The 19,468-nt window shown below is 46.9% G+C and carries 28 protein-coding genes and 1 other RNA gene; 20 read left to right on the forward strand and 9 right to left on the reverse strand.

What is annotated here, in order from left to right:
* Positions 1-5: 5 nt before the first annotated feature.
* From ACZGCQ_RS02980 to ACZGCQ_RS02990, 3 genes are read left to right on the forward strand one after another with little or no spacing between them, the layout of a single operon-like run.
* Complete coding sequence (locus ACZGCQ_RS02980) at positions 6-887, forward strand: ATP-binding cassette domain-containing protein (RefSeq protein WP_481265349.1); 882 nt, start codon at positions 6-8, stop codon at positions 885-887.
* 5 nt (positions 888-892) lie between these two features.
* Complete coding sequence (locus ACZGCQ_RS02985; protein WP_481265350.1) at positions 893-1,936, forward strand: hypothetical protein; 1,044 nt, start codon at positions 893-895, stop codon at positions 1,934-1,936.
* The gene (locus ACZGCQ_RS02990; RefSeq protein ID WP_481265351.1) at positions 1,933-3,030 is read left to right on the forward strand and encodes an ABC transporter permease subunit; all 1,098 of its coding nucleotides are present in this window, start codon (positions 1,933-1,935) and stop codon (positions 3,028-3,030) included. Before ACZGCQ_RS02985 ends, ACZGCQ_RS02990 begins: the two co-directional genes overlap by 4 nt.
* Positions 3,031-3,120: 90 nt before the next feature.
* On the opposite strand, the gene ACZGCQ_RS02995 is transcribed toward ACZGCQ_RS02990, so the two are convergent.
* From ACZGCQ_RS02995 to ACZGCQ_RS03005, 3 genes are all read right to left on the reverse strand, one after another.
* A complete protein-coding gene (locus ACZGCQ_RS02995) occupies positions 3,121-4,014 on the reverse strand; it encodes a hypothetical protein (protein WP_023467917.1) in 894 nt (297 codons plus the stop codon).
* Positions 4,015-4,103: 89 nt separating this feature from the next.
* A complete protein-coding gene (locus tag ACZGCQ_RS03000) occupies positions 4,104-4,310 on the reverse strand; it encodes a DUF2922 family protein (protein ID WP_029341392.1) in 207 nt (68 codons plus the stop codon).
* A gap of 36 nt (positions 4,311-4,346) precedes the next feature.
* Positions 4,347-4,574 carry a DUF1659 domain-containing protein gene (locus tag ACZGCQ_RS03005; RefSeq protein ID WP_023467919.1) on the reverse strand — a complete coding sequence of 76 codons (228 nt, stop codon included), beginning with the start codon at positions 4,572-4,574 and terminating at the stop codon, positions 4,347-4,349.
* A 68-nt stretch (positions 4,575-4,642) separates the two neighbouring features.
* Here ACZGCQ_RS03005 and ACZGCQ_RS03010 point away from each other — a divergent pair, with 68 nt between their 5' ends.
* The 4 genes from ACZGCQ_RS03010 to ACZGCQ_RS03025 all read left to right on the forward strand — a co-directional run bounded on the left by ACZGCQ_RS03010 (position 4,643) and on the right by ACZGCQ_RS03025 (position 8,266).
* Positions 4,643-5,638, forward strand: coding sequence for a potassium channel family protein (locus tag ACZGCQ_RS03010; protein WP_481265352.1), 996 nt, complete (start codon positions 4,643-4,645; stop codon positions 5,636-5,638).
* A 69-nt stretch (positions 5,639-5,707) separates the two neighbouring features.
* On the forward strand, positions 5,708-6,400 hold the full coding sequence (locus ACZGCQ_RS03015; RefSeq protein WP_029341394.1) for a hypothetical protein: 693 nt from the start codon (positions 5,708-5,710) through the stop codon (positions 6,398-6,400).
* Positions 6,401-6,459: 59 nt separating this feature from the next.
* Complete coding sequence (locus tag ACZGCQ_RS03020; protein ID WP_023467922.1) at positions 6,460-6,873, forward strand: hypothetical protein; 414 nt, start codon at positions 6,460-6,462, stop codon at positions 6,871-6,873.
* 49 nt (positions 6,874-6,922) lie between these two features.
* Positions 6,923-8,266 (forward strand): S8 family peptidase, encoded by a 1,344-nt coding sequence (locus ACZGCQ_RS03025; protein ID WP_481265353.1) that lies wholly within the window; start codon positions 6,923-6,925, stop codon positions 8,264-8,266.
* Positions 8,267-8,313: 47 nt separating this feature from the next.
* Here the strand turns inward: ACZGCQ_RS03025 and ACZGCQ_RS03030 are convergent, their stop codons facing one another.
* Positions 8,314-8,757, reverse strand: a complete 444-nt coding sequence (locus ACZGCQ_RS03030) for a hypothetical protein (RefSeq protein WP_041255063.1) — start codon at positions 8,755-8,757, stop codon at positions 8,314-8,316.
* Between the two features lie 134 nt (positions 8,758-8,891).
* Here ACZGCQ_RS03030 and rnpB point away from each other — a divergent pair.
* An RNA gene (gene rnpB, locus ACZGCQ_RS03035) (RNase P RNA component class B) lies at positions 8,892-9,265 on the forward strand.
* 111 nt (positions 9,266-9,376) lie between these two features.
* Positions 9,377-10,522 (forward strand): THUMP domain-containing class I SAM-dependent RNA methyltransferase, encoded by a 1,146-nt coding sequence (locus ACZGCQ_RS03040; protein WP_214855602.1) that lies wholly within the window; start codon positions 9,377-9,379, stop codon positions 10,520-10,522.
* A 71-nt stretch (positions 10,523-10,593) separates the two neighbouring features.
* Here the strand turns inward: ACZGCQ_RS03040 and ACZGCQ_RS03045 are convergent, their stop codons facing one another.
* Entirely contained in the window at positions 10,594-11,742 is a 1,149-nt protein-coding gene (locus ACZGCQ_RS03045; RefSeq protein WP_481265354.1) for a tyrosine-type recombinase/integrase, read from the reverse strand.
* 256 nt (positions 11,743-11,998) lie between these two features.
* On the opposite strand from ACZGCQ_RS03045, the gene ACZGCQ_RS03050 reads away from it, so the two are divergent.
* Both ACZGCQ_RS03050 and ACZGCQ_RS03055 read left to right on the forward strand, forming a co-directional pair.
* Positions 11,999-12,217 carry a helix-turn-helix domain-containing protein gene (locus tag ACZGCQ_RS03050; RefSeq protein ID WP_481265355.1) on the forward strand — a complete coding sequence of 73 codons (219 nt, stop codon included), beginning with the start codon at positions 11,999-12,001 and terminating at the stop codon, positions 12,215-12,217.
* A 9-nt stretch (positions 12,218-12,226) separates the two neighbouring features.
* A complete protein-coding gene (locus ACZGCQ_RS03055; protein WP_481265356.1) occupies positions 12,227-12,442 on the forward strand; it encodes a hypothetical protein in 216 nt (71 codons plus the stop codon).
* A 45-nt stretch (positions 12,443-12,487) separates the two neighbouring features.
* Here ACZGCQ_RS03055 and ACZGCQ_RS03060 read toward each other — a convergent pair whose 3' ends face one another.
* The 3 genes from ACZGCQ_RS03060 to ACZGCQ_RS03070 form a co-directional block, all read right to left on the reverse strand.
* Entirely contained in the window at positions 12,488-13,168 is a 681-nt protein-coding gene (locus tag ACZGCQ_RS03060; protein ID WP_481265357.1) for a hypothetical protein, read from the reverse strand.
* A complete protein-coding gene (locus ACZGCQ_RS03065) occupies positions 13,161-13,679 on the reverse strand; it encodes a hypothetical protein (RefSeq protein ID WP_481265358.1) in 519 nt (172 codons plus the stop codon). Before ACZGCQ_RS03065 ends, ACZGCQ_RS03060 begins: the two co-directional genes overlap by 8 nt.
* A 209-nt stretch (positions 13,680-13,888) precedes the next feature.
* A complete protein-coding gene (locus tag ACZGCQ_RS03070) occupies positions 13,889-14,818 on the reverse strand; it encodes a hypothetical protein (protein ID WP_481265359.1) in 930 nt (309 codons plus the stop codon).
* A gap of 36 nt (positions 14,819-14,854) precedes the next feature.
* On the opposite strand from ACZGCQ_RS03070, the gene ACZGCQ_RS03075 reads away from it, so the two are divergent.
* Positions 14,855-15,052, forward strand: a complete 198-nt coding sequence (locus tag ACZGCQ_RS03075) for a hypothetical protein (protein WP_481265360.1) — start codon at positions 14,855-14,857, stop codon at positions 15,050-15,052.
* Between the two features lie 385 nt (positions 15,053-15,437).
* Positions 15,438-15,611, forward strand: coding sequence for a hypothetical protein (locus ACZGCQ_RS03080; protein WP_481265361.1), 174 nt, complete (start codon positions 15,438-15,440; stop codon positions 15,609-15,611).
* Between the two features lie 14 nt (positions 15,612-15,625).
* Here ACZGCQ_RS03080 and ACZGCQ_RS03085 read toward each other — a convergent pair whose 3' ends face one another.
* Positions 15,626-16,036 (reverse strand): helix-turn-helix domain-containing protein, encoded by a 411-nt coding sequence (locus ACZGCQ_RS03085; protein ID WP_481265362.1) that lies wholly within the window; start codon positions 16,034-16,036, stop codon positions 15,626-15,628.
* A 183-nt stretch (positions 16,037-16,219) separates the two neighbouring features.
* On the opposite strand from ACZGCQ_RS03085, the gene ACZGCQ_RS03090 reads away from it, so the two are divergent.
* The 7 genes from ACZGCQ_RS03090 (at position 16,220) to ACZGCQ_RS03120 (ending at position 19,467) form a co-directional block, all read left to right on the forward strand.
* Positions 16,220-16,426, forward strand: a complete 207-nt coding sequence (locus tag ACZGCQ_RS03090) for a helix-turn-helix transcriptional regulator (protein ID WP_481265363.1) — start codon at positions 16,220-16,222, stop codon at positions 16,424-16,426.
* A gap of 130 nt (positions 16,427-16,556) precedes the next feature.
* Complete coding sequence (locus ACZGCQ_RS03095) at positions 16,557-17,234, forward strand: BRO family protein (RefSeq protein ID WP_481265364.1); 678 nt, start codon at positions 16,557-16,559, stop codon at positions 17,232-17,234.
* A 13-nt stretch (positions 17,235-17,247) separates the two neighbouring features.
* A complete protein-coding gene (locus ACZGCQ_RS03100) occupies positions 17,248-17,520 on the forward strand; it encodes a hypothetical protein (RefSeq protein WP_336798547.1) in 273 nt (90 codons plus the stop codon).
* 25 nt (positions 17,521-17,545) lie between these two features.
* Entirely contained in the window at positions 17,546-17,842 is a 297-nt protein-coding gene (locus ACZGCQ_RS03105) for a hypothetical protein (RefSeq protein ID WP_336798548.1), read from the forward strand.
* Positions 17,843-17,944: 102 nt separating this feature from the next.
* Positions 17,945-18,094: a hypothetical protein gene (locus ACZGCQ_RS03110; RefSeq protein ID WP_336798549.1), complete on the forward strand. Its 150-nt coding sequence runs from the start codon at positions 17,945-17,947 to the stop codon at positions 18,092-18,094.
* A gap of 55 nt (positions 18,095-18,149) precedes the next feature.
* Positions 18,150-18,470 (forward strand): hypothetical protein, encoded by a 321-nt coding sequence (locus ACZGCQ_RS03115; protein WP_336798550.1) that lies wholly within the window; start codon positions 18,150-18,152, stop codon positions 18,468-18,470.
* 25 nt (positions 18,471-18,495) lie between these two features.
* Positions 18,496-19,467, forward strand: a complete 972-nt coding sequence (locus ACZGCQ_RS03120) for a DnaD domain protein (protein ID WP_481265365.1) — start codon at positions 18,496-18,498, stop codon at positions 19,465-19,467.
* The last annotated feature ends 1 nt before the right edge of the window (position 19,468 follow it).

Consider the following 19,468-nt stretch of genomic DNA (forward strand, 5'->3'; position numbering starts at 1 on the left):
ATGATATGAAACTAGAAATCGATCAGTTATCGAAAATCTATTCGAATCGCAAACAAGCGTTGCAGGAGATCACGTTGACGCTGGAAGCTGGAGTGTATGCCTTGTTTGGTGAAAATGGAGCAGGGAAGACGACGTTGATGAAGATTCTTGCTGGACTGTTACGTCCATCGCAAGGGGTGATTCGAGTCGACGGTCACGTCGTGTCACCGCTAGAAGAGACGTACCGCGAACGAATCGGGTATTTGCCGCAAGAGACACCGATTTACGGTGATTTTACGGCAAAGCAATTTTTAACGTATTTGGCAACGGTCAAGGGCGTTCCTAAATCCGCCATCGTATCTCGTGTCGAACAAGCCCTGATGGATGTGAATTTATTGGAACAGAAAGACCAAAAACTGCGCCGCTTCTCAGGTGGAATGAAGCGCCGCGTCGGCATCGCACAACTATTGTTAAACGATCCGGACTTTCTGATCATCGATGAACCAACAGCGGGACTTGATCCAAAAGAACGAATTCATTTTCGCAACGTCATCGCGACGATCGCGCGAAAACGAATCGTCTTACTGTCGACTCACATCGTCTCAGATGTCGGGTCGATTGCAAAGGAAATCATCCTGATGCAGCAAGGGAAGATCATCCGCCAAGCCAATCCCTATACCTTGCTTGATGAAATCGCGACTTCGATTTGGTCCGTCGATGTATCAGACGAGACATTACTTGTCTTACAGGAAATGTATCAAATCGGTGCCATTCAACAAACACGGTCTGGTAAAAACCGCGTCCGGATCATCTCATCTGATCGACCGCATCCAGATGCGATTCAGGAAGAGCCGCAACTAGAAGATTTATATCTTTATCACCTAGATGAACGGATGCGTGGCGCTTGATGTCGATGTTCCGATTTGAATCCTACAAATTATATAAATCGCTGACAGTCTGGTTGCTGTTGATCGGGATGGGACTCTTTTTCTTTCCGACATTAGTGGAACCCATTGATCATGTCGTCAAGTCCCGCTATTCTTCCTTCGAAGGACCAGCGACGAAACAGGTATTTCAGATGATTAAGGCGGATAGCAACATTATCAATGATCCAGAAACAAGAATAGAAGAAGACGACATCTTGTACAAGAATGAAATCTATGCCCGAATCTTACATATGAAAGAAGCGCAAATTCAACGGCAGCAACGCCTCGACGTTTTAAAAAGCGATACGTTAGAGCAGAAGTTCGTCAGCAGTATCAATCTATCATCGATTCGTTATCACGATTCGGCAGAAATCGTGGCGACGTTCGTTAATCAATCCGGTCTCCTATTCCCGCTGATTGGACTATTGCTCTTGTCGATCAGTTATACACGCGAACGCATGACCGGAGTCGAGCAGTATCAGTTGACGTCGCGCAATGGACGAGAAGCTTTATTACGTGCGAAATGGATAGCTGCCGTTACATACGTGACGGTGACCCATCTGTTGACGTATCTTGCGGCGATCTTGGTTGTTCGTTATCAACTTGGACCGATCGATTGGTCGGCACCGATGCAAGCGATGGACGGACTTGCTGCAGCACCGTATCCATTATCGATTGGTGGATATGTACTGTCTACGTTCATTTATCAGGAACTTGCCATTGTGACGCTAGCGACAGCTATTTTATGTGCCTCGTTATTCGCGAAACAGTATAGTCACGCCTTCATTTACGTAATGATTTTGATCGGCTTACCATTGACGTATGGTTACGTCATTCCGGACGTGTTCTTCCCAGAGTTCGTACAAGTGCTGATCTTCTTTTTCCCAAGTCGCGGCGTGCTGACGCGTGAACTGTTCCAGACAGACATACCGTTCGCCTTACCGATTCTTGTGATGCTCGTTTGGATGGTACTGATCGTCACCCTTTACGTATTCATGATGCGATCTGTTAAAAGGAGGGAGCTGACATGAGACGCGAGTTATTGAAGGTGGAATGGCAAAAGGTAAAGCAACAAAAGATGGTGTGGGTTCTCCTGTGCCTCGTGTTCAGCGTCGGTCTGATTTTTTCGTTCGGTCGGATGGGGTTGCCTGGAACGGAACGGACGAATGCACCGTTCGAAGGGAAGCTGACAAGGGATTTCGTAAAGCAGGCAACAGAGGGGAAAAAGCGTTTGATGAAGAACGATATCACGAACGCAGAACAGGAAGAATACGGGATATATTTGCAGGTTCTCAAGGCTGAGCGATCGCATCGATTGCAATCGCAATATATCGACGAATTGCGTCAGGAAGCGCGCTCTACTATATCTGACGTTAAAAAACGAAAACTCGAACAAGAAGCGTCGTTGCTTGCGAAGATCGATTATCAACGGGTTGGTAACTTCCAGACACTTGATCAATTCATTGTGTTTCTCGGCATTGGTGGATTTGCGTTACTTGCGATTGTCTTGACGTTAGTGACCGCAACAAGTTACTCCCGAGAAGCGCAGACTGGGGTGTTGCAACTGCTCTATAGCTCAAAGCACGGTCGAAAAGATGTCCTGACGGCAAAAATAACTTTATCGATCTTGCTGGTCACTGGCATCATCCTCTTTTACAATATCGTGCAGTGGCTCTTATTTTTCCGTCAGTCGAGCGGATGGGAGTTACCGATTCAGTTTAGCTATCATGATTCTCCATACCCGTTGACATTCGGGCAACTGTATCTGCTCGCTATCTTGATGCAGTGGCTGGTCGGCATCTCATTAGTCATGACGTTCACATTGTTCTCGTTACTCGTCCGACATGTCCTCGCTGTTCTGATACTCGCATCAATCTGGTTGATTAGTCCGTTCGTGCTCGAGAAGTTCGTCGGAGGCATCATGGCTAGCGAAACGATTCGGTCACTTCTCCTTCTGACACAAGGGCAGTCATTGATGGTGTTCGTATTGTTTAAGGATTACCTCGCTGTACCGCTATTTGGGCAACCCATCGTCTTACCAGTAGTCGTCATCGCCAGTAGCATCACGACGATTTTCTTGTTCGGCTGGGGTTGTTACAAGCTTGTTTCTCGTCAGTCTGCCTAAAAAAACGCTTCGCACCGGAAAAAGTTATCCGGTGCGAAGCGTTCTTTTTTTCGTTTTGACTAGGAATCGACACGTCGTGAGGCGAAAGCATCAAGACGTGAAGTTTTTCTCTGCTGCTTTACAGGCACGCAACAAGGCATCCTTAAAGAAACGATCTTCCTGCGAAGCGAGTTGTTGTGTTGCTTCCTCGTCCCCGCGCAGGGAGCGGGCGAGCATCTGAATGACCTTGACCCAGCGCCGGACGTGATCGAGTTGCGGGCGACCCATCGCGACGTATACCGTGAACCAATCGTTCTGATCGCGGCGGATCATCCGTTGGAACAGTGATTTTGCAAGGTCGACTTCTTCGGTCGTCGGGAGCTCGTTCGTCTCGAAATAGCGACGTAACGCGGCGACGGCAGTCGCATACGCTGCCTTGACGTCTTCTGACGGCTGATGTTTGCCGTAGTCGGATGTCGACAGATGAAGTAAGGCAGGTTTTTTCTCGACACCCGTGATCCAGGCGGAGATCGTCTTATTGCCCTTATAAGCTTGACGGTTCGCGACCGGGAGCTTCGCCGTGACATTACCGACTTTTCCGATCAAGGTCACTTTGTTGTTGCGATCTTGGATTTCAGTCACTTTCATCTCGACCGTATCCCCCATTTCATGGGGAATGGCTTTCGGCTGAAGCTTTTCTCCTGCCGAGAGTGGCGAGCGCTTGCGGATCATCCGCAGTGCTTCCTGTTCAATCCGGTCGTCAAGCGACCAGAGATGCTCTGGTGGAACGTTACGGAACCGGCGACGTCGAACCTTGATGTACTGGTCAAGCGCGTCAGCAGCTTGCTCCCGCGTCGATTCGCCACGTGCGACGGGGCCGATGATGTCTCGCAACGTAATGGATTCGAGACGTTCCATGATACCTTCGAACGGGATGAGTTCCATTACGTAGAGACTACAGACGACGAGTTCGCATTCGCGAGGAGTGAGTGGGCGTTTGGCCATAAATTGACTTCCTTTCAGCTGGTTGATGTTTCTAGTATACCAAAAAAAAGCCATCGTCACGTAATCCCGTGACGATGGACTGAAAAAGCTTACAAAACGAATGCCGATTCCGAACTGTTTTGCAATTCGGCGGACGCGAGACGTGTGACACCGTTCATGAACGGGTCATGGGCGACGAACAAGTCACCGATTGCTTTAATCTCAGCCACGGTCGCATTCTCCTTTGCACCAGCGATGCGTAGGCGATACGGTTTTTTCGTCACCGTATCGAACGTCAGGACGATCGTATGTTCCATCAATGGTCACTCCTTTCATGAAATGTAGAGGATGGGTTATGCCTTCAGTAAAGCGTAGTCACGGCTGATTTCCGTCAGCGCGTAGCGTCCGTCGAGTAAGCTGCCAATCGATTGCCCGATCGAAGCGACGACGTCTGCTGGAAGATTCGAACGTAAGCCGTTGTAGCGGCGGCGAGCGACGACGGCATCACCGTTTGCTGTCACCTTGTCCTTACGCTCGAAGACGATGACGAGACTCGTCTTGATCTCTTCTGCTTGTGTCATGTGTATCACCTCCTTCGCCCTTATTGACAGGGGAAGAGACCGGATTGTTCGAAAGGAATGAAAAAAACATGGTCTGGTTACGTTTTTTACGAAAAGTCTCGTTTCTACGGATGCGGACGCTCGGATATGCGTCGTTGATCTTCGTCTTCGGTGTCGCGGGTATCATGTATGCGCTTGAGCCGGAGACGTTCGGGTCCTACTTCCGCGCTGTCTACTGGACGATGACGACCGTCGTCACGGTCGGATACGGTGACTTCTTCCCGAACTCGGATACCGGTCGGATTCTGACGATTTTCGTGTTCATCTTCGGGATCGGGATCGTCGGTGGATTGATCTCAAAACTGGTCGACGGTGTCCAGTTGATTCGTAATCAAAAGGAAAGAGGGTTGTTACAAGTGAAGGAAACAGGACATACGGTCGTCTTCGGTTACAGTCGGCGTTCGAAGCACGTCATCGAGTCATTGCTCGAACATACGGATGTCGTCCTCGTTGACGACCTAGAGCGAGAGCCATTCAGTCATCCCCGATTCCATTACGTCTGTGGTGATCCGGCACTGACGTCGACGCTTGAGCGAGCTCACATCGAAAAAGCGGTCCGCGCGATCGTCCTCGCTGATCATTCGATTCCGCCGGTCCATGCTGACGGACGGACACTGTTGATCGCTTCAAGCATCGAACGGGCGAACCCGAACATCTATACGATCGTCGAGATGATGCTTGAAGAACACCTCGACAGCTTCGAACAGGTCAAGGTCGATGAGGTGTTGCTTGGTGACGAGACGATTGCCCGGATGGCGATCCTCGCGTCCCATCATCCTGGTGTGACGAAGGTCGTGACGAATCTGTTGACGAAAGACGGTGAAGGGATGTTCTCGATTCCTACGCGACCGGAGTGGGCGACATACCGCGATGCGTTTCATGCCTTGCTAGAAGAAGGGGTGACGATTCTGTCCGACGGGAAGCGGCTGGATTTGAACCAACGTCTCGACGAAACGATTCCGAAAAACGGAACGCTGATCGTCTTATGTTCGGAGGAAACCGCTAAACGAATCGGAGCAATTTAAGGTGGGCATGATTCAACTAATCTTTTTTCGGGTATAGTAAACAAATTTACTAGACGGAGGAAAAAGATTATGACACAACCACAACCAGAATGGATCCAAGAATTATTCGAGACGGTCGATCAAGGCGAAATTAAAAATGCACCGAAATTACTCTATATGGCATTGACGCTTGAACCAAGTTATTTTACAAAAGCAGTTAGTCGTTTTAATCAACGATTGGAAGTCGAACCATTAACGGACGTTTCGGAACTACTGACGGTCTATCGTCAATTCTTCCTCTCAGCTAATCCGTCAGAGGAATACTGGTCACTTGCCTGGAACGAACTCATCCAGACCCTACAACATATGATTGATCGACCAGAAGCGCAGCAATTACTTAAAGAACATGTCGATTTACTCGACTGGTGGTCAAGTGAATCGTTGCTGTCGCTCCCGAGCTGGTTGACGATTCTCGACGTTGCTGAACGAATCGACGCGCTCGATCAATTTAGCAGTTATCTTCCAGATATCTTCGAGAGCTATGCGCTCGAGACAGCAAAGGATGAACCGTTCGCCCGTCTTGCCTGGTACGCGCTTGCAAGCAATCAACAAGAGTTGCTTGCCCCGTACAGAGACCGTATTGAAGCCGGTTCATCGAAAGAAATCCAGTCGCTTCGTCAAGCGGATCTCGTCGATCAAATTGAAACGACACGGGTCGTTATGTTAAAGTCGAAAGATAACGAGCCGATTGAATTAACGTTTGATCGAAAATGGACATTATAAATTATCGAAGAAAAAATGACACCTAGAAGCCGCACGAATCCAATCCAAGGGGTGTAGGGATGATTCACGTCAATTTACCGAGTGGTGACTATGTCGTGTTAGTAGAAATAAATCGTGAAGTGCTGCTGTGTCATTCGATTGAAGAAGCGGAACAAGCACAACGCGACCGGTATGAACTGGTCGGACGGATGAGCGAACGCTTGCCGGCAGAAGTGATTGGACCCTCGATTGCGGACTTCGTCCGCTTTTCGACCGGGTTCATCGGCGAAGAAGTAACGTGGCATGAAGAAGAAGAAGCGTTCTTTTGCCAACAGTTCGAGACGTTCGATGGTTCCCCGTTAGGTGAAGATTTGACGGGTATCGATGCAACGCGTTGGCGTGCGGTCCTTGCACGCTATTATGCTTACGTGACGATCGGAAAGATCATTCCTTTTGAAGTCAGCGAAGAACCGGACGGTACGGTTCCGCTTTAGTCCAAACGATTCTTCGGTCGGCGCGTAAACAGAGAAGGGCAGGGTTCCCATGAAAAAGCAACTTGCACTACTCACGCTAGCGACAATCGTCGCCATGCCAACGTCTGCTTTCGCGCAGTCTCAATATGTACAATACGACCCAACCTTTACAGAACCACAAAAACAAGAATGGTTGGCAAATCAGGGGCTGACCGAGATTCGTGCCTTGAAACAAAAAGGCTTCTCGCTCGTCGAGCCACTTGCACATCTCGAGGAAGAGGATATCGACGCCGATTTGATTCCGATCACGGACGTCAAAAAAGCGACGGATTCTGCCCAGTTCCAGCAAACGTACCTCGATCAGTCACGGATTCCGGCTTACTGGAAATATAGTCGCGGGAAATCGGACGTTCGCGTTGCGATCATCGATGACGCGATCGATACGAAACACCGCGAGTTCAAGGATGTCATCTATAAAACGACGACGATTTCAGGGATTCGCAAACCAGATGATCATGGCACACATGTCGCGGGGATCGTCGGGGCGCGTGAAGACGGTCAAGGGATCGTCGGTGTCGCTTCTGGTGTTAAACTGATCGGGGCAGACGTCTTTGATGGAGAATTTGCCGGGTCAATCGATATCGGCGACGGTATTTTGTATGCAATCGAGCAGGGTGCAGATGTCATCAATCTGTCGCTCGGACAATATGAATACGATCCATATATGGAGTCTGCGATCAAAAAAGCAGAAGCGAAAAACATCCTCGTCGTCGGTGCAGCCGGAAACGACGGGAAAGGGAAAGTTCTTTTCCCAGGCTCGATGAGTCAAGTCGTTGCCGTTGGATCGGTCGGGACACTCGGTCGCGCTTCGACATTCTCGAACTACGGCAAAGGACTTAACATCATGGCGCCGGGTGAAGGGGTTTACTCGACGATCGTCGGCAACAAATACGGCTACTTGGACGGAACGTCGATGGCGACACCAGTCGTCAGTGGTGTACTGGCGCTCGCGAAATCGAAGAATCCGTTTGTCTCGAATACGACGATGCGCAGTAAGTTATATGCTGCAGCGACGAAAAAATCAGGCGATACGAAGTCGCATTACGGAACGGGTCGCTTGAACGCCGGAATCTTAGCGACGTTACCAGCACCGATCTCGAAGATTTCGTTGCCGTCAACGGTCAAGCCGAATCAGCTGTTTTCATTCTATTTTGATGAGTACGCGAGTGCGAAGACGACGACACGTCTCTATAAGGACGGGAAGGTCGTCAAGACGTTCACGCAATCGAATTTAACGAACGGGACGCATAAGTTTACGTATAAGTTAAAAGACAAGGGGTCTTACAAGCTCGTCTTTACGACGACAGGTGGACGCCATACGCGGACCGTTGAACGACTCCTGACAGTGAAATAAAAAAAGCGCCTCCCACTTAGTGAGAAACGCTGTACGAGATCCGGAGATTACTTCGGGTCTTTTCCTTTTTTATAGACGGGCGTCGGAGGCGTTAATGCCTCTCCAGTCCACGTGATCATCGCTTCCATCTTGTATCCTGTGTCATCCTCATGGACGAACGACAGGCGACTGGAATCGATCAATTGGTATAAACCATAAGCAACCTGGTCGGCCCAAGAGCGTAACGTCATCGCATTATCATACAACGGGATTTGCTCAGGGAAACGTTCATTCATAAGCAAGATATCGTGTTGATCGAAATGATAGCTACGTTTTGAGAGTGCATCGGGCGCCTTGACGTTGAACGGCTCGAACGCGTGGATGAGCTCTCCTTGACGATAGAAGGCGAAGATACCGTTTCGCAGATGAAGTGCCTTGATCTCATCGATCTCGATCAGGAATGTCAACTTGCGAACCGTTCGCCGGTTCGTACCAGAGCGTCGTTTTTTCATGCTACATGCCCCCTTCTGAACTCTTGTACTATACCGTGAAATGAGGCAGAGACGCAACTTTTTCGTTTATAAAACGAGAATTGCCTCTTGCAGGAAAGCGGCATCTACGCTACACTCATAAGCAGTGACTATGTTGGTTCGGACAATCGCGGGGCATTTCGGTGCTTTGAGGAAAGTCCATGCTCGCACAGCCTGCGATGGCTGTAGTGATCGTGCTACACAAAAAGATAAGTGTAGGCAGCGTCAAGCTGACGGCAGAAGGAACGCCTAAGTCTTCGGATATGGCCGAAACTTCTTGAAGGTGCCACAGTGACGGAGCTTCATGGGAAACCATGAAGGTGGAACGAGGTAAACCCCACGAGCGAGAAACCCAAATTTGGTAGGGGAATTTCCGGAGCGGAACTGAACGCGAAGGAGAGCGTATGCAAATACGGAGATAGATGATTGTCGCCTGCGTGTGAGGGTCAAACCGTTTGGAACACTAAGGAACAGAACATGGCTTACAGGACCACATAGGCTGTTATTTTTAAGTTGAACGAGAGTCCAGGTCCACCCTGGGCTCTTTTTTTATTGCAATGAAACAATACAGTGGAAGAAACGATAAAGGAGTGAACGCGATATGGCAAAACGCTTAGTCATCGCGACAGCGGCGATGGGAATCGAAGCGCTCGTCGCAAAAGAAGTCCGTGCGTTAGGATATGAATGTACGGTCGAGGACGGAAAGGTCTACATCGATTGTGAGATGGAGGACATTCCCCGTTTGAACATGTGGCTTCGGACAGCGGACCGGATCAAACTCGTCGTCGCTGAATTCCGCGCGACGACATTCGAAAAATTGTTCGATCAAGTCAAGGCACTGCCGTGGCACGAATTGATGCCGTGGGATGCAAACTTCATCGTCAACGGTCGTTCGGTCAAGTCGAAGCTCTTCTCGATCCGTGACTGTCAGAAGATCACCGAGAAAGCGATCGTCTCGCACATGCAAGAAGCGTACAACAAAGGGACGGAATGGTTGCCGAAGACAGGCGCGAGTTATCCGATTGAAGTCGCTTTGTTAAAAGACATCGCAACATTGACGATCGATACTTCAGGCGACGCGTTGCACAAACGCGGATACCGTGAGTTCCACTCAGCAGCCCCACTCAAAGAAACGATGGCAGCAGCGATGCTGATGCTGACGAACTGGAAGCCGGATATGCCGCTCTACGACGTCTTCACCGGTTCAGGTACGCTTGCGATCGAAGCAGCAATGATCGGGCGTAATATCGCACCAGGGATCAACCGTGAGTTCGTCTCACAGGAATGGAAATGCATTCCGAAGAAGGCGTGGTTCGATGCGATCAACGAAGCGAACGAAAAAGCCGAATGGGACAAACCATTGAAGATCTACGCAAGCGATGTCGATCCAGAGATGGTCAAGCTCGCGAAAACGAACGCAGAACTTGCAGACGTTCGCGATGCGATCAACGTCATGCAACGCGACGCTGCAGACTTCAAACCGAAGGAAGACTTCGGTGTCATCATCGGAAACCCACCGTACGGGGAACGTTTGGAAGACGCACGTGAAGTCCATCAGTTGTACCGCAAGATTGGTACGGCGTATAAAGAATTCCCATACTACAGCGTCTATATGATCACGTCGTATGTTGAGTTCGAAAAAGCGTACGGTCGTCCAGCGACGAAGCGCCGGAAGTTGTATAACGGGAACATCGAAGTTCAGTTCTACCAATATTATGGTTTGCGCCGTAAAAGACCGCAGTCTTAAGCCATTTCTAGCACTTACAGAAATTCCATTGCACACTTATTGCACACTTGGTGTGAAAATCGGGAATTTCCTCACGAACCGCTCTGTTGAGCGGTTTTTTTGCGTTTCAAAAGCTGTTCGAATTGCGTCGCCGTATCGGATTGTAAAGTGTGCAATACGTGAGCGTACGTGTCCATCGTCAACGTCGCATCGGCATGACCGAGTCGTTCCTGGATGACCTTGGCATGGACGCCCATCTCCATCAGGAGCGAGGCGTGCGTATGGCGTAGCCCGTGTAGGGTGATCTTCGGGAGTTCGGCAGCTTTGATCGTCTCGATATGCCGTCTTCGTAGACCCGAGTGCCAGAGGTAGGCACCGGAGACACCGAGACAGATCAAGTCCTCGTCGTTCCGCCAACCCATCCGCATACTGTCATACCGTTGCTCGACCCGGATCCGTCGTAATTCTTCCGCGACGTGCGCCGAGATCGTCACGACCCGGACCTTCTTGCCTTTCGTGTTCGAGAAAGAATAGCCGCCCTTGACCTCGATCGCCGTCCGTTTGACCATGATGACCATCCGATCGAAGTCGACGTCCGACCACCGGAGCGCTGTCGCCTCACGGGCACGCAGTCCGGCATAGCTGATCAACATGACCGCAGCATAGTTGCCGGTCGTCATCACGTCACGTGCCGTCCGCAGATACGTCGCCAGTTCCTCGACGGCGTACGTGTCCATCTCTTTCAGTCCTTCGTTCAGCTTCGCGACGGCAGAGAACGGGTTCGCTCCCTTGTAATTGTTCATCCGGATCGCCCAGCTGAACATGCCGACGAAGATGGCACGTCGCGAGTTGATCGTCGATGCCTTCAAGCCTTCTCGGTGCCAGTCGGCGAGGAGACGTTGGGCATGCGTCGGTTCAACTCGGTCGACCTTTAGCTGCATGAACCACTTCGGGATGCGGTTGAGGATCGATTGGTAGGAGTGATAGGTCGTCGTCGCCTTCGTCAGTCGGACATGATCATCCATCCAGACGACGAAGAGCTCTTCCATCGTGCGCGTCTTGATGATCTTCCGGATGGAACCGTCACGTCGTGCAGCAACTTGTTCCGAGATCCAGAACTCGACCTCCTGTTTCCGTTTGTTCGAGTAGTAGGCTTGGATTCGTTTCCCGCACTCGTCGGTACCGAGTGAGAGGCGGACCCACCAAAGTCCTGTTTTTGCGTTCTTCTTGATATTTGCCATCGTCATGGCCCCCAGTTCTTTTCGTTTTAGAACGTACGTTCGATTGTTAACGTGCAAAAAAAGCACCGGAGAGGGTGCTCTTATCATACCCGTTTCTATGGTCGTTCAGTACTTTTAAGATTTAGACGGTAATGAACCGTCTCTTTTACCAGTATATACATCTTTAACAAAATTAGGGAGGGAAACGAATGAAATGATATGATGATTTTATCAGGACAGATCAACAGAAACCCTATCAGAAAATGGAGGGATCGATTTGCTTACGCCATTCGGAAAATATTGTCGGAAACTGCGGGTAGACCACGACCACATCCTTAAGGACATGTCGGATGCCTTACACGTCTCAGTGTCGTATCTCTCATCGGTCGAGCACGGGAAGCGACCTGTGCCGGGATCGTGGGAACGACTGATTTCAGATGCTTATGATTTAAGTGAAGAGCAACGAAGAGCATTAAGAGACACACTGCATACATGAAAGAAAGAGGTGAGTATCATAGGAATTGACTTAACGACAGACATGGACGCAGCACTTGAACGAATGATTTCGTTCTACGAGGAAGAGGGGATTGAATATTCTATCGGCGCACCCGGGACCGGGCGACTCCTCGTCACGGATGGAGACGATGTGATCGGTGAGTTGCTACCGATAGAAGAGGTCGATACGTTTGTCGAAATGTCTTTAGAACCTCGATCTAAGTGAACCAAGGTATTGCTGTACAAAAAAAGCACCCATAAGGTGCTTGAATCAAATAAACAATCTGACTAACAACGTCAAAACAATACCGCATGTAGCAATTGCAGTTGTGATCAAATACTTGCGGTCGGACTTTCTCTCAGCTCTGGCTATTTCTTTTTCTTTATTGATTAAATCTTTCGCATCGTTAAAGCTTTTCGTTACCAATGCTTGGGTATCTACTGATTGCAATTCAATGTCTTTTTTGATCAAGGCGTTTTCACTTTTAATTTCTAAGAGTGTTTGCGATAAGGCAGAGTTCATAGAATCGATTTTTTGTGATAAATTCGCTTCGACAGACTGTAATCCAGCTTCTAATTTATTTGATAGGATTTCAAGTTTCAAATCAATTTTTTCATTTTGACTTTGGATGCTTTTTTCGATCATGTCTTGAATTTGCTGCCGATCCAATTGATCACTCATTGTCGTATTCCCTCCTGCCTCGCTTAATGGTTGAAAGTTGTCAGTACGATAATGTTCAAGGACAACTCTTGTTCTTTTACTCCTAATATCAGTATAGTCGCTTCGCGAAGAATTAGAAACCGTGGAGCGCTCAGCTTCTTGACCTGAAGCAACTAAACTATTAGCCGCATAGCGTACTTTTATACCAGTTCGGTGCGCTCGTTTTTCCATTTTTTCTCGAGGAACATTCGTAGTAGCAGTGTGGAGATAGTGTACCGTTGCTTTAACCATTCTTGTCACTCGGTGGAACTTGAACAGGTACTCGGCATATGTTGTATCCGATTAATGTCGGATTATCTTCATCCAGTTCAGGATCATCAATTTCAAATATAAAACTAACGGTAAAAAAACCTCTAGTAGGGGCGATCAATTCAGGGATTTCACCGTTCAATTGTAAAATTCCATCAGCACTAACAGGTGCTTTTATTTCTTCTCGAGAAACAATACGCTGTTGATCGATTTGATTATAGACTAGCGTATTGCTAAAGTCTCTGTATTCGACATTGAAGTAAATCTGTTTGATTAGTGTCAGAAACGATCCGTTCAATCCGACAGAGAAGTTCACCTCGAACGGTTCATTATACTTTGCTACATTCAATACGGCTTCTCCTCGTAAGCTTACATTAAACGCATCAAGCTGTTCTGGCGCTGTTTGGGACAGTGACACATAGGATGTGTGCAAGTCGAGGACACCATACTTTTCTTGAAATCTTCTACTCCGTTCTTCTTCGGTTAATGGCATCTGAATGCTCCTTTAAAACGAAATGATTAGATGTTACTTACCGTTGCTTCTCGCATTTGCAATGTACGGTAGTAATACTCAGCTCGTACAGTCAATGTGTAGGGTTGAAAAGATTATTTTGTCTTAGTAAAAATAATTAAATTTCTCTAGAATACAGATTGTACAAGAAGAGCATCCAGATATCGGATGCTCTGATTTGGAATCAAAAATTAATTTAATGTTCTATAGATAACAATCGGTCTAAACATATTATCTCCCGAATTAGTTTCAGTAACTTCTGGTAGGAAGCTTTGATCTAAAAATTGTGATACGTTATTCATTAGTTTTTTTGGGTCGCTTAATATTTGATCACTTACAACCACTTTGTTGTTTGTTGTTTTAATTCCTAGAACGTTGAATTTAGGTGTCATACCAAAATCATTGACTAAAAATTTCATCGAATATCTCATCCATTTTTCATCTAGTACTCCGTGTTTGTTCTTTCTTCTAATTGCGTAAGGTGTTGGGAAAGTTGAATTCATAACTTTCAAAACTGCTTTTGCTTGTGGTGAGATTGTATTAATAACATCAGAGGCTGTACCGTCATCTTGAATTAATCCCGTTTCAAAAAGTTCAGCGTACGCATCTAGTTTTTTTGACAATGTATCTGAGTAATCAAGCAAGTTCCATTCTCTATCTATCGCCAAGAAATAATCGCTCTGCCCATTAGAGCTTTTCGTTATTTCAGTGACGGTTTCAATGAACATTTTAATTGCATAGTCATGTAAAGCGACCTCTATTGCTTGCTCCGTATAAACAAGAGAGTCTTCACCTCGTTCAAAGCCCTCGATTGTAACTGCCACTTCCCCATTACTCTTTTCATCGCCACCTACACCTAATTTTGAACCAAATGCGCCGAACTCTAGTGTAGGCTTACCTTTTTTTAGAGCATTTCCTTCGGCTTTGATTAGCGAACTATTTCTATCTTCTTTCTTTCCATTTGTGTTAGAATTTGTTTGACGAGATGTAAGATGCAGCCCTTTACCGTTTTGCGCGAGAAATGAATTAATGAAATCCATATCTGCGTAAAGATAATGCTGCATAGGTTTATGTTGATCTTGACGCGTTCCAGTAGAATTTTGCTTAGATGGTTTTGACATGACTTCCTCCAATTTATTTCGAAAAGGGTGAACTAAATGAATTTGATGAAACGTTATAGGAAAGAGAAGAAAGCTTTTGAACAACATAGCGAATCAGTCGACAAGCGATTCAATGATTTTCGTACTGCAGCACAAAATCAATTTGATCAGCGAGCGAATGAAAAATCAGATAATCTTCCGAATAACACTTCTCAAAGTCCTTGGTTCGACGCTCTTCGTAATGGTAAATTTTAAACATACTTTGTAGGACGTTGCTGACGGCAACGTCTTTTTTGCGTTTAAACCAACTAACAATGTTGAGTTTGATACTACAATTTTAGAAACAGAAAACATCTTGCTCAACAAACTGAATAGATAAAGAATATCACCTCCCAAAGGTCACACTTACTCATTTTACCAATTTAAGGACAAGAGGAATAACTTTCCTTTTAAGAAAGAGTAAAGGATTGTAATGATTCGTCCGACAGATTTCGACATTTTTGTCGAGAGAAAATATTTACCAAGGTGATATAATTTTTCAAATAGGTCTTGTAAGGTTTGGAAAATAGTCTTAATATAAAGAAAGGAATAAGAATGAATGTTCGTATTTTTGTTCGGACTAGCGAAAGAAGGTAGTTTAATGGGTGAAGTTGCAATTCATCATCAAAAGCCAGAAACACGTTCTCTAGAATCGATTATGAGAGAAAAAGGGAAAATTGCAGTTAGTCTAAAGTTGGAAGACGGAACTCTAGTCGCGTTTAGTTTGAGCGCTGACGATCTACCTCAAAGTAAAATGAAGATTAATTTAAAATAACAAAAGGCGCATCCTTATTCGGAAGCGCCTTTTTCCTTTTGTTCCTTCATAGTTTTTATCATGGCCATGAGCATATCAAAATCTTTTTTAGATATTGATTCGATATCTTCTTGAGTAAGACCATGGAATTTTAAAATATTTAACTTTGCCATTTCATGAGTTTTATACTCTTGTAAACTCATTTTAGGATTATCTGTTCTACCATACACATAATCTAATGTTGACTCATGCAGATCTACAATTTTTTCTAAATATTCTGAGCTGGGTTCGTTTTTACCTTTTTTCCACGCACTGTAACGTTGCGGTGATACACCGATCTTTTCAGAAATGGCTTTTCCAGTCATTCCACTTAATCTCTCTAATTCACTTATCCGTTTACCAATAGTATTCATTTGATGTACCTCATCCCCATAAGTCGTATCCATTGCAAATCTCTCCTTAATATAGAGTAAAGGTGAGAAGTATCAGTTGCACCCTTTATTCTATCTAAAATTGATACAATCGTCTAATAATCGAAAATAATAAATAAATAAATGATAAATATCGTTGACATCAATAAATAATTGATTTAATGTAAGGGTATGGAATTGGTAAAGGAGGTGAAAGACTTGAAAAGTACCCCGAGACTAGCACTTATTCTTAGAAGAGAAGAATTAGGTCATAGCCAAAAATTCATTGCGAATAAGGCGGGTATTTCATTCAGTACATTAAGTCAAATTGAGCGAGGTAAGCAGGGAGTGAATGTGAAGCAAGCGATAGCACTTGCAAATGCACTCCAATCAACTGTAGAAGAGCTCTTTAAAGATGAAGTGTGATTTTTTTTGGATTTAAAATCAATTAATAATTGAATTATAAATAATTAATTGTTAAAAATCACGTTCGATTTGTACAAATATGAATACGGAACGAATTTAATTAAGTTCCCAAAAAATAAGAGGTGGAAAAATGAATCAACTCACTAAGGTATTCGAAGGAAATTCTATCCGCATGATCGGTGACAGTAAGGCGCCGCTGTTTGTCGCTTCAGACGTCGCAAAAGCACTTGGGTACAAAGAGCCTCATAAAGCAGTGAATCGACACTGCAAAGGTGAGGGGATGTTTCATCCCGTCATCGATAACTTGGGAAGAACGCAAGAAACACGAGTGATCCGTGAACCAGACGTTTATCGACTTGTTACGAACTCGAAGCTTCCTGCAGCACAGGCATTTGAAAACTGGATCATGGAAGATGTTCTTCCGTCGATTCGTAGTACGGGATCATACGAAGTGCCAAAAGGTATCCCATTCGCTGAATTATTTGCTTCAACGGCGCAGATGCTTTTGAAACAACAAGAGACAGAGGTCGCGATTACGACACTCAACGAAAAGATCGATCAACGGATGACACTGGACTACGGTCAACAACTTGCGATTGAGAGTGCGAAGAAATCACGTGCGGAAGCCCTGTGGGATGAAATCTCGCAAACGAACTCCGAACTCTATCCTTCGAAAGCGAAAGTGTACGGTCGCTTCGGAAGTGACATCAAGCGTGCGTTCGCTGTCGCGTCTTACCGGGATATCAAGCAGAGCCAGTTCGAAGAAGCACTCGCTTACGTCAAGTCATGGCGTCCGTCGCTCGTCTGAAAGGAGGCTCGACATGAACCCGATTGAAATCGTCACACTCTCGAAAACGCAACTCGAAGATTTGCTCGAGGAAAGTGCCAATCGCGCCATTCAGAAAATGACCGATCAGCAAGCCCGTTGGTTGCAACGACCGATTGCAGCATCTTACCTCGGCATCGATGCTGTGACGCTTGATAAATATACGCTTCGAGATGGCATTCCGTTTCATACGCCACGCAATTCGAAGCTGAAACTGTATAACACGGTCGACCTGGATGCTTGGGGTCGAGGCGAAGTCTGGAAGTGAACAGGTACGAGAAAGGATGAGTCAGATGGCACTCTATAAAAATTTAGATACGTTAGCGAACACGCTCGTGGATCGGTTCCACGAAAACCCGACATTGCAACCTCTGATCAACGTCGAGGACGCTGTATCGAGCATCCTTGCTGATGTGACACGTGAAATGGTCGGAGAAGCTGAACCGGATGCGATGGTCTACTTTGAACGGATGGTTGAAGAAGATCCCGTCTTCATCATCGACGCTGTCAACAAGAAGCACGTGCTGCACATCATGCCGGGTACGCACCAGATGCATGCCTTACGAATGGATCCGTTCTTGCTGAAATGAATGCATACCTGATCTACGGTGTGGCATGTTTTGCCTGCACGATTGCATTTGGTGGCTGGTGGTGGGACGAACGGAAGAGTAGACGGGAAAGGAGGTGAGGAAATGTCACCGGAACTGACGTACATGCTTTCAGTTGCTTGGGTGATCGGCGTCGTGTTCTTGACTCCGATGATGTGGTTCGAACACAAAACAGAACGCGCTTACGACAAACGGCAGGAAATGAAAAAATGCCATCACTCGAAAGAGCGATGACACACTTAGACCTAGGAATTTAAGTGTATCACGCCTTCGACGAAGGAGGAAGACCATGCGCACGAAAGAACGACTGATCCACCTGAAACAATTGCTGTCCCTCCGGAAGGAAAATGAACCGGTACAGGCAGTGCAGCAAGAACTGAACATCATCGATAACACGTCGACTGTGATCCAGAAGCGTCTCGACGACCTGGAATATGTCCTAGGTGAATACTCGCCCTATCAGGCGATGCTGGACGTGATTCGGCACGACCTGAGACGAATCGAACAGTCATCGACGCACATCAAGATCATACATCAGATTCCGAAGACGGACCGGCTGGATCCACCACTCGTCCGTCGCGTGGAACACATCATCGTACCGAACAACTGATTTTTGAAAGACTGGGGTGAAATACATGTCCATCATGCGAATACAGAAAAAAGACAACTATGTCGTCATCGACAAGACGCTCTTGAACAACAGGGAGCTCAGCTGGAAGGCGAAAGGGTTGCATAGCTACCTGATGTCCTTACCAGATGATTGGAGAGTTCAAGAAACGGATCTCGTCAAACGTTCCAAGGATGGGAAGGAAAGTACACGATCGGCCATCAAGGAATTGACCGAGGCGGGATACATCAAACGGGTCGCTATTCGAGAGAAGGGCAAGTTCAAATCATGGGAGTTCGTCGTCTACGAGCTTCCAACGTTCGACACTGAACCTGCGAACGAACCTGAAGCGAACGATCCACCTGAACAGGAGAAACCTGATGCACCAGAATCGGAAAACCCGAAAGTGGTTCCACCAGAATCGGGAAAACCAGAACTGGAAAAACCAGAAGTGGATAAACCAGATTTGGAAAACCCGCCACTACTAAGTAATAAAGGTACTAAAGAACCAAAAGAACTAAAAAAAGAAGTAGTAGTAGACGCGGGCGCGAAGCAGGACGCAACGACGGAACTGATTGAGTTCTACAAGCAAAACATCGAACCACTCGCTCCACCGTTCACGATCGAGAAGATCCTGGATGACGTCGAGAGCTACGGCACCGAGTTGGTCCAGTTCGCCATCGAGACGGCGACCCTTTCGAACGTCCGGAAGTACTCGTACATCTCCGGCATCCTCACGACTTGGGAGCAAGAAGGGGTCAAGACGGTCGAACAAGCCCGTCATCAGGCGAATGCGTTTAGGGAACGGCAAAGGACTCGTGGAAGTGGCAGTAAAAGACAGGGCGGCTCATCCGGCATGAAAGCACCAGCTTGGCTCGAAGGCGAGAAGAAGAAACAGCAGGAGCACGAGGCGAAGCAAAAAGCGGAAGCCGCAGCCACGGTACCGGACGACGACGAGCTCAACGCGATCTTACAAGACTTGAAAGGGATGGAGCAGTGAT

This window comes from Exiguobacterium sp. HSB13, assembly GCF_056764755.1.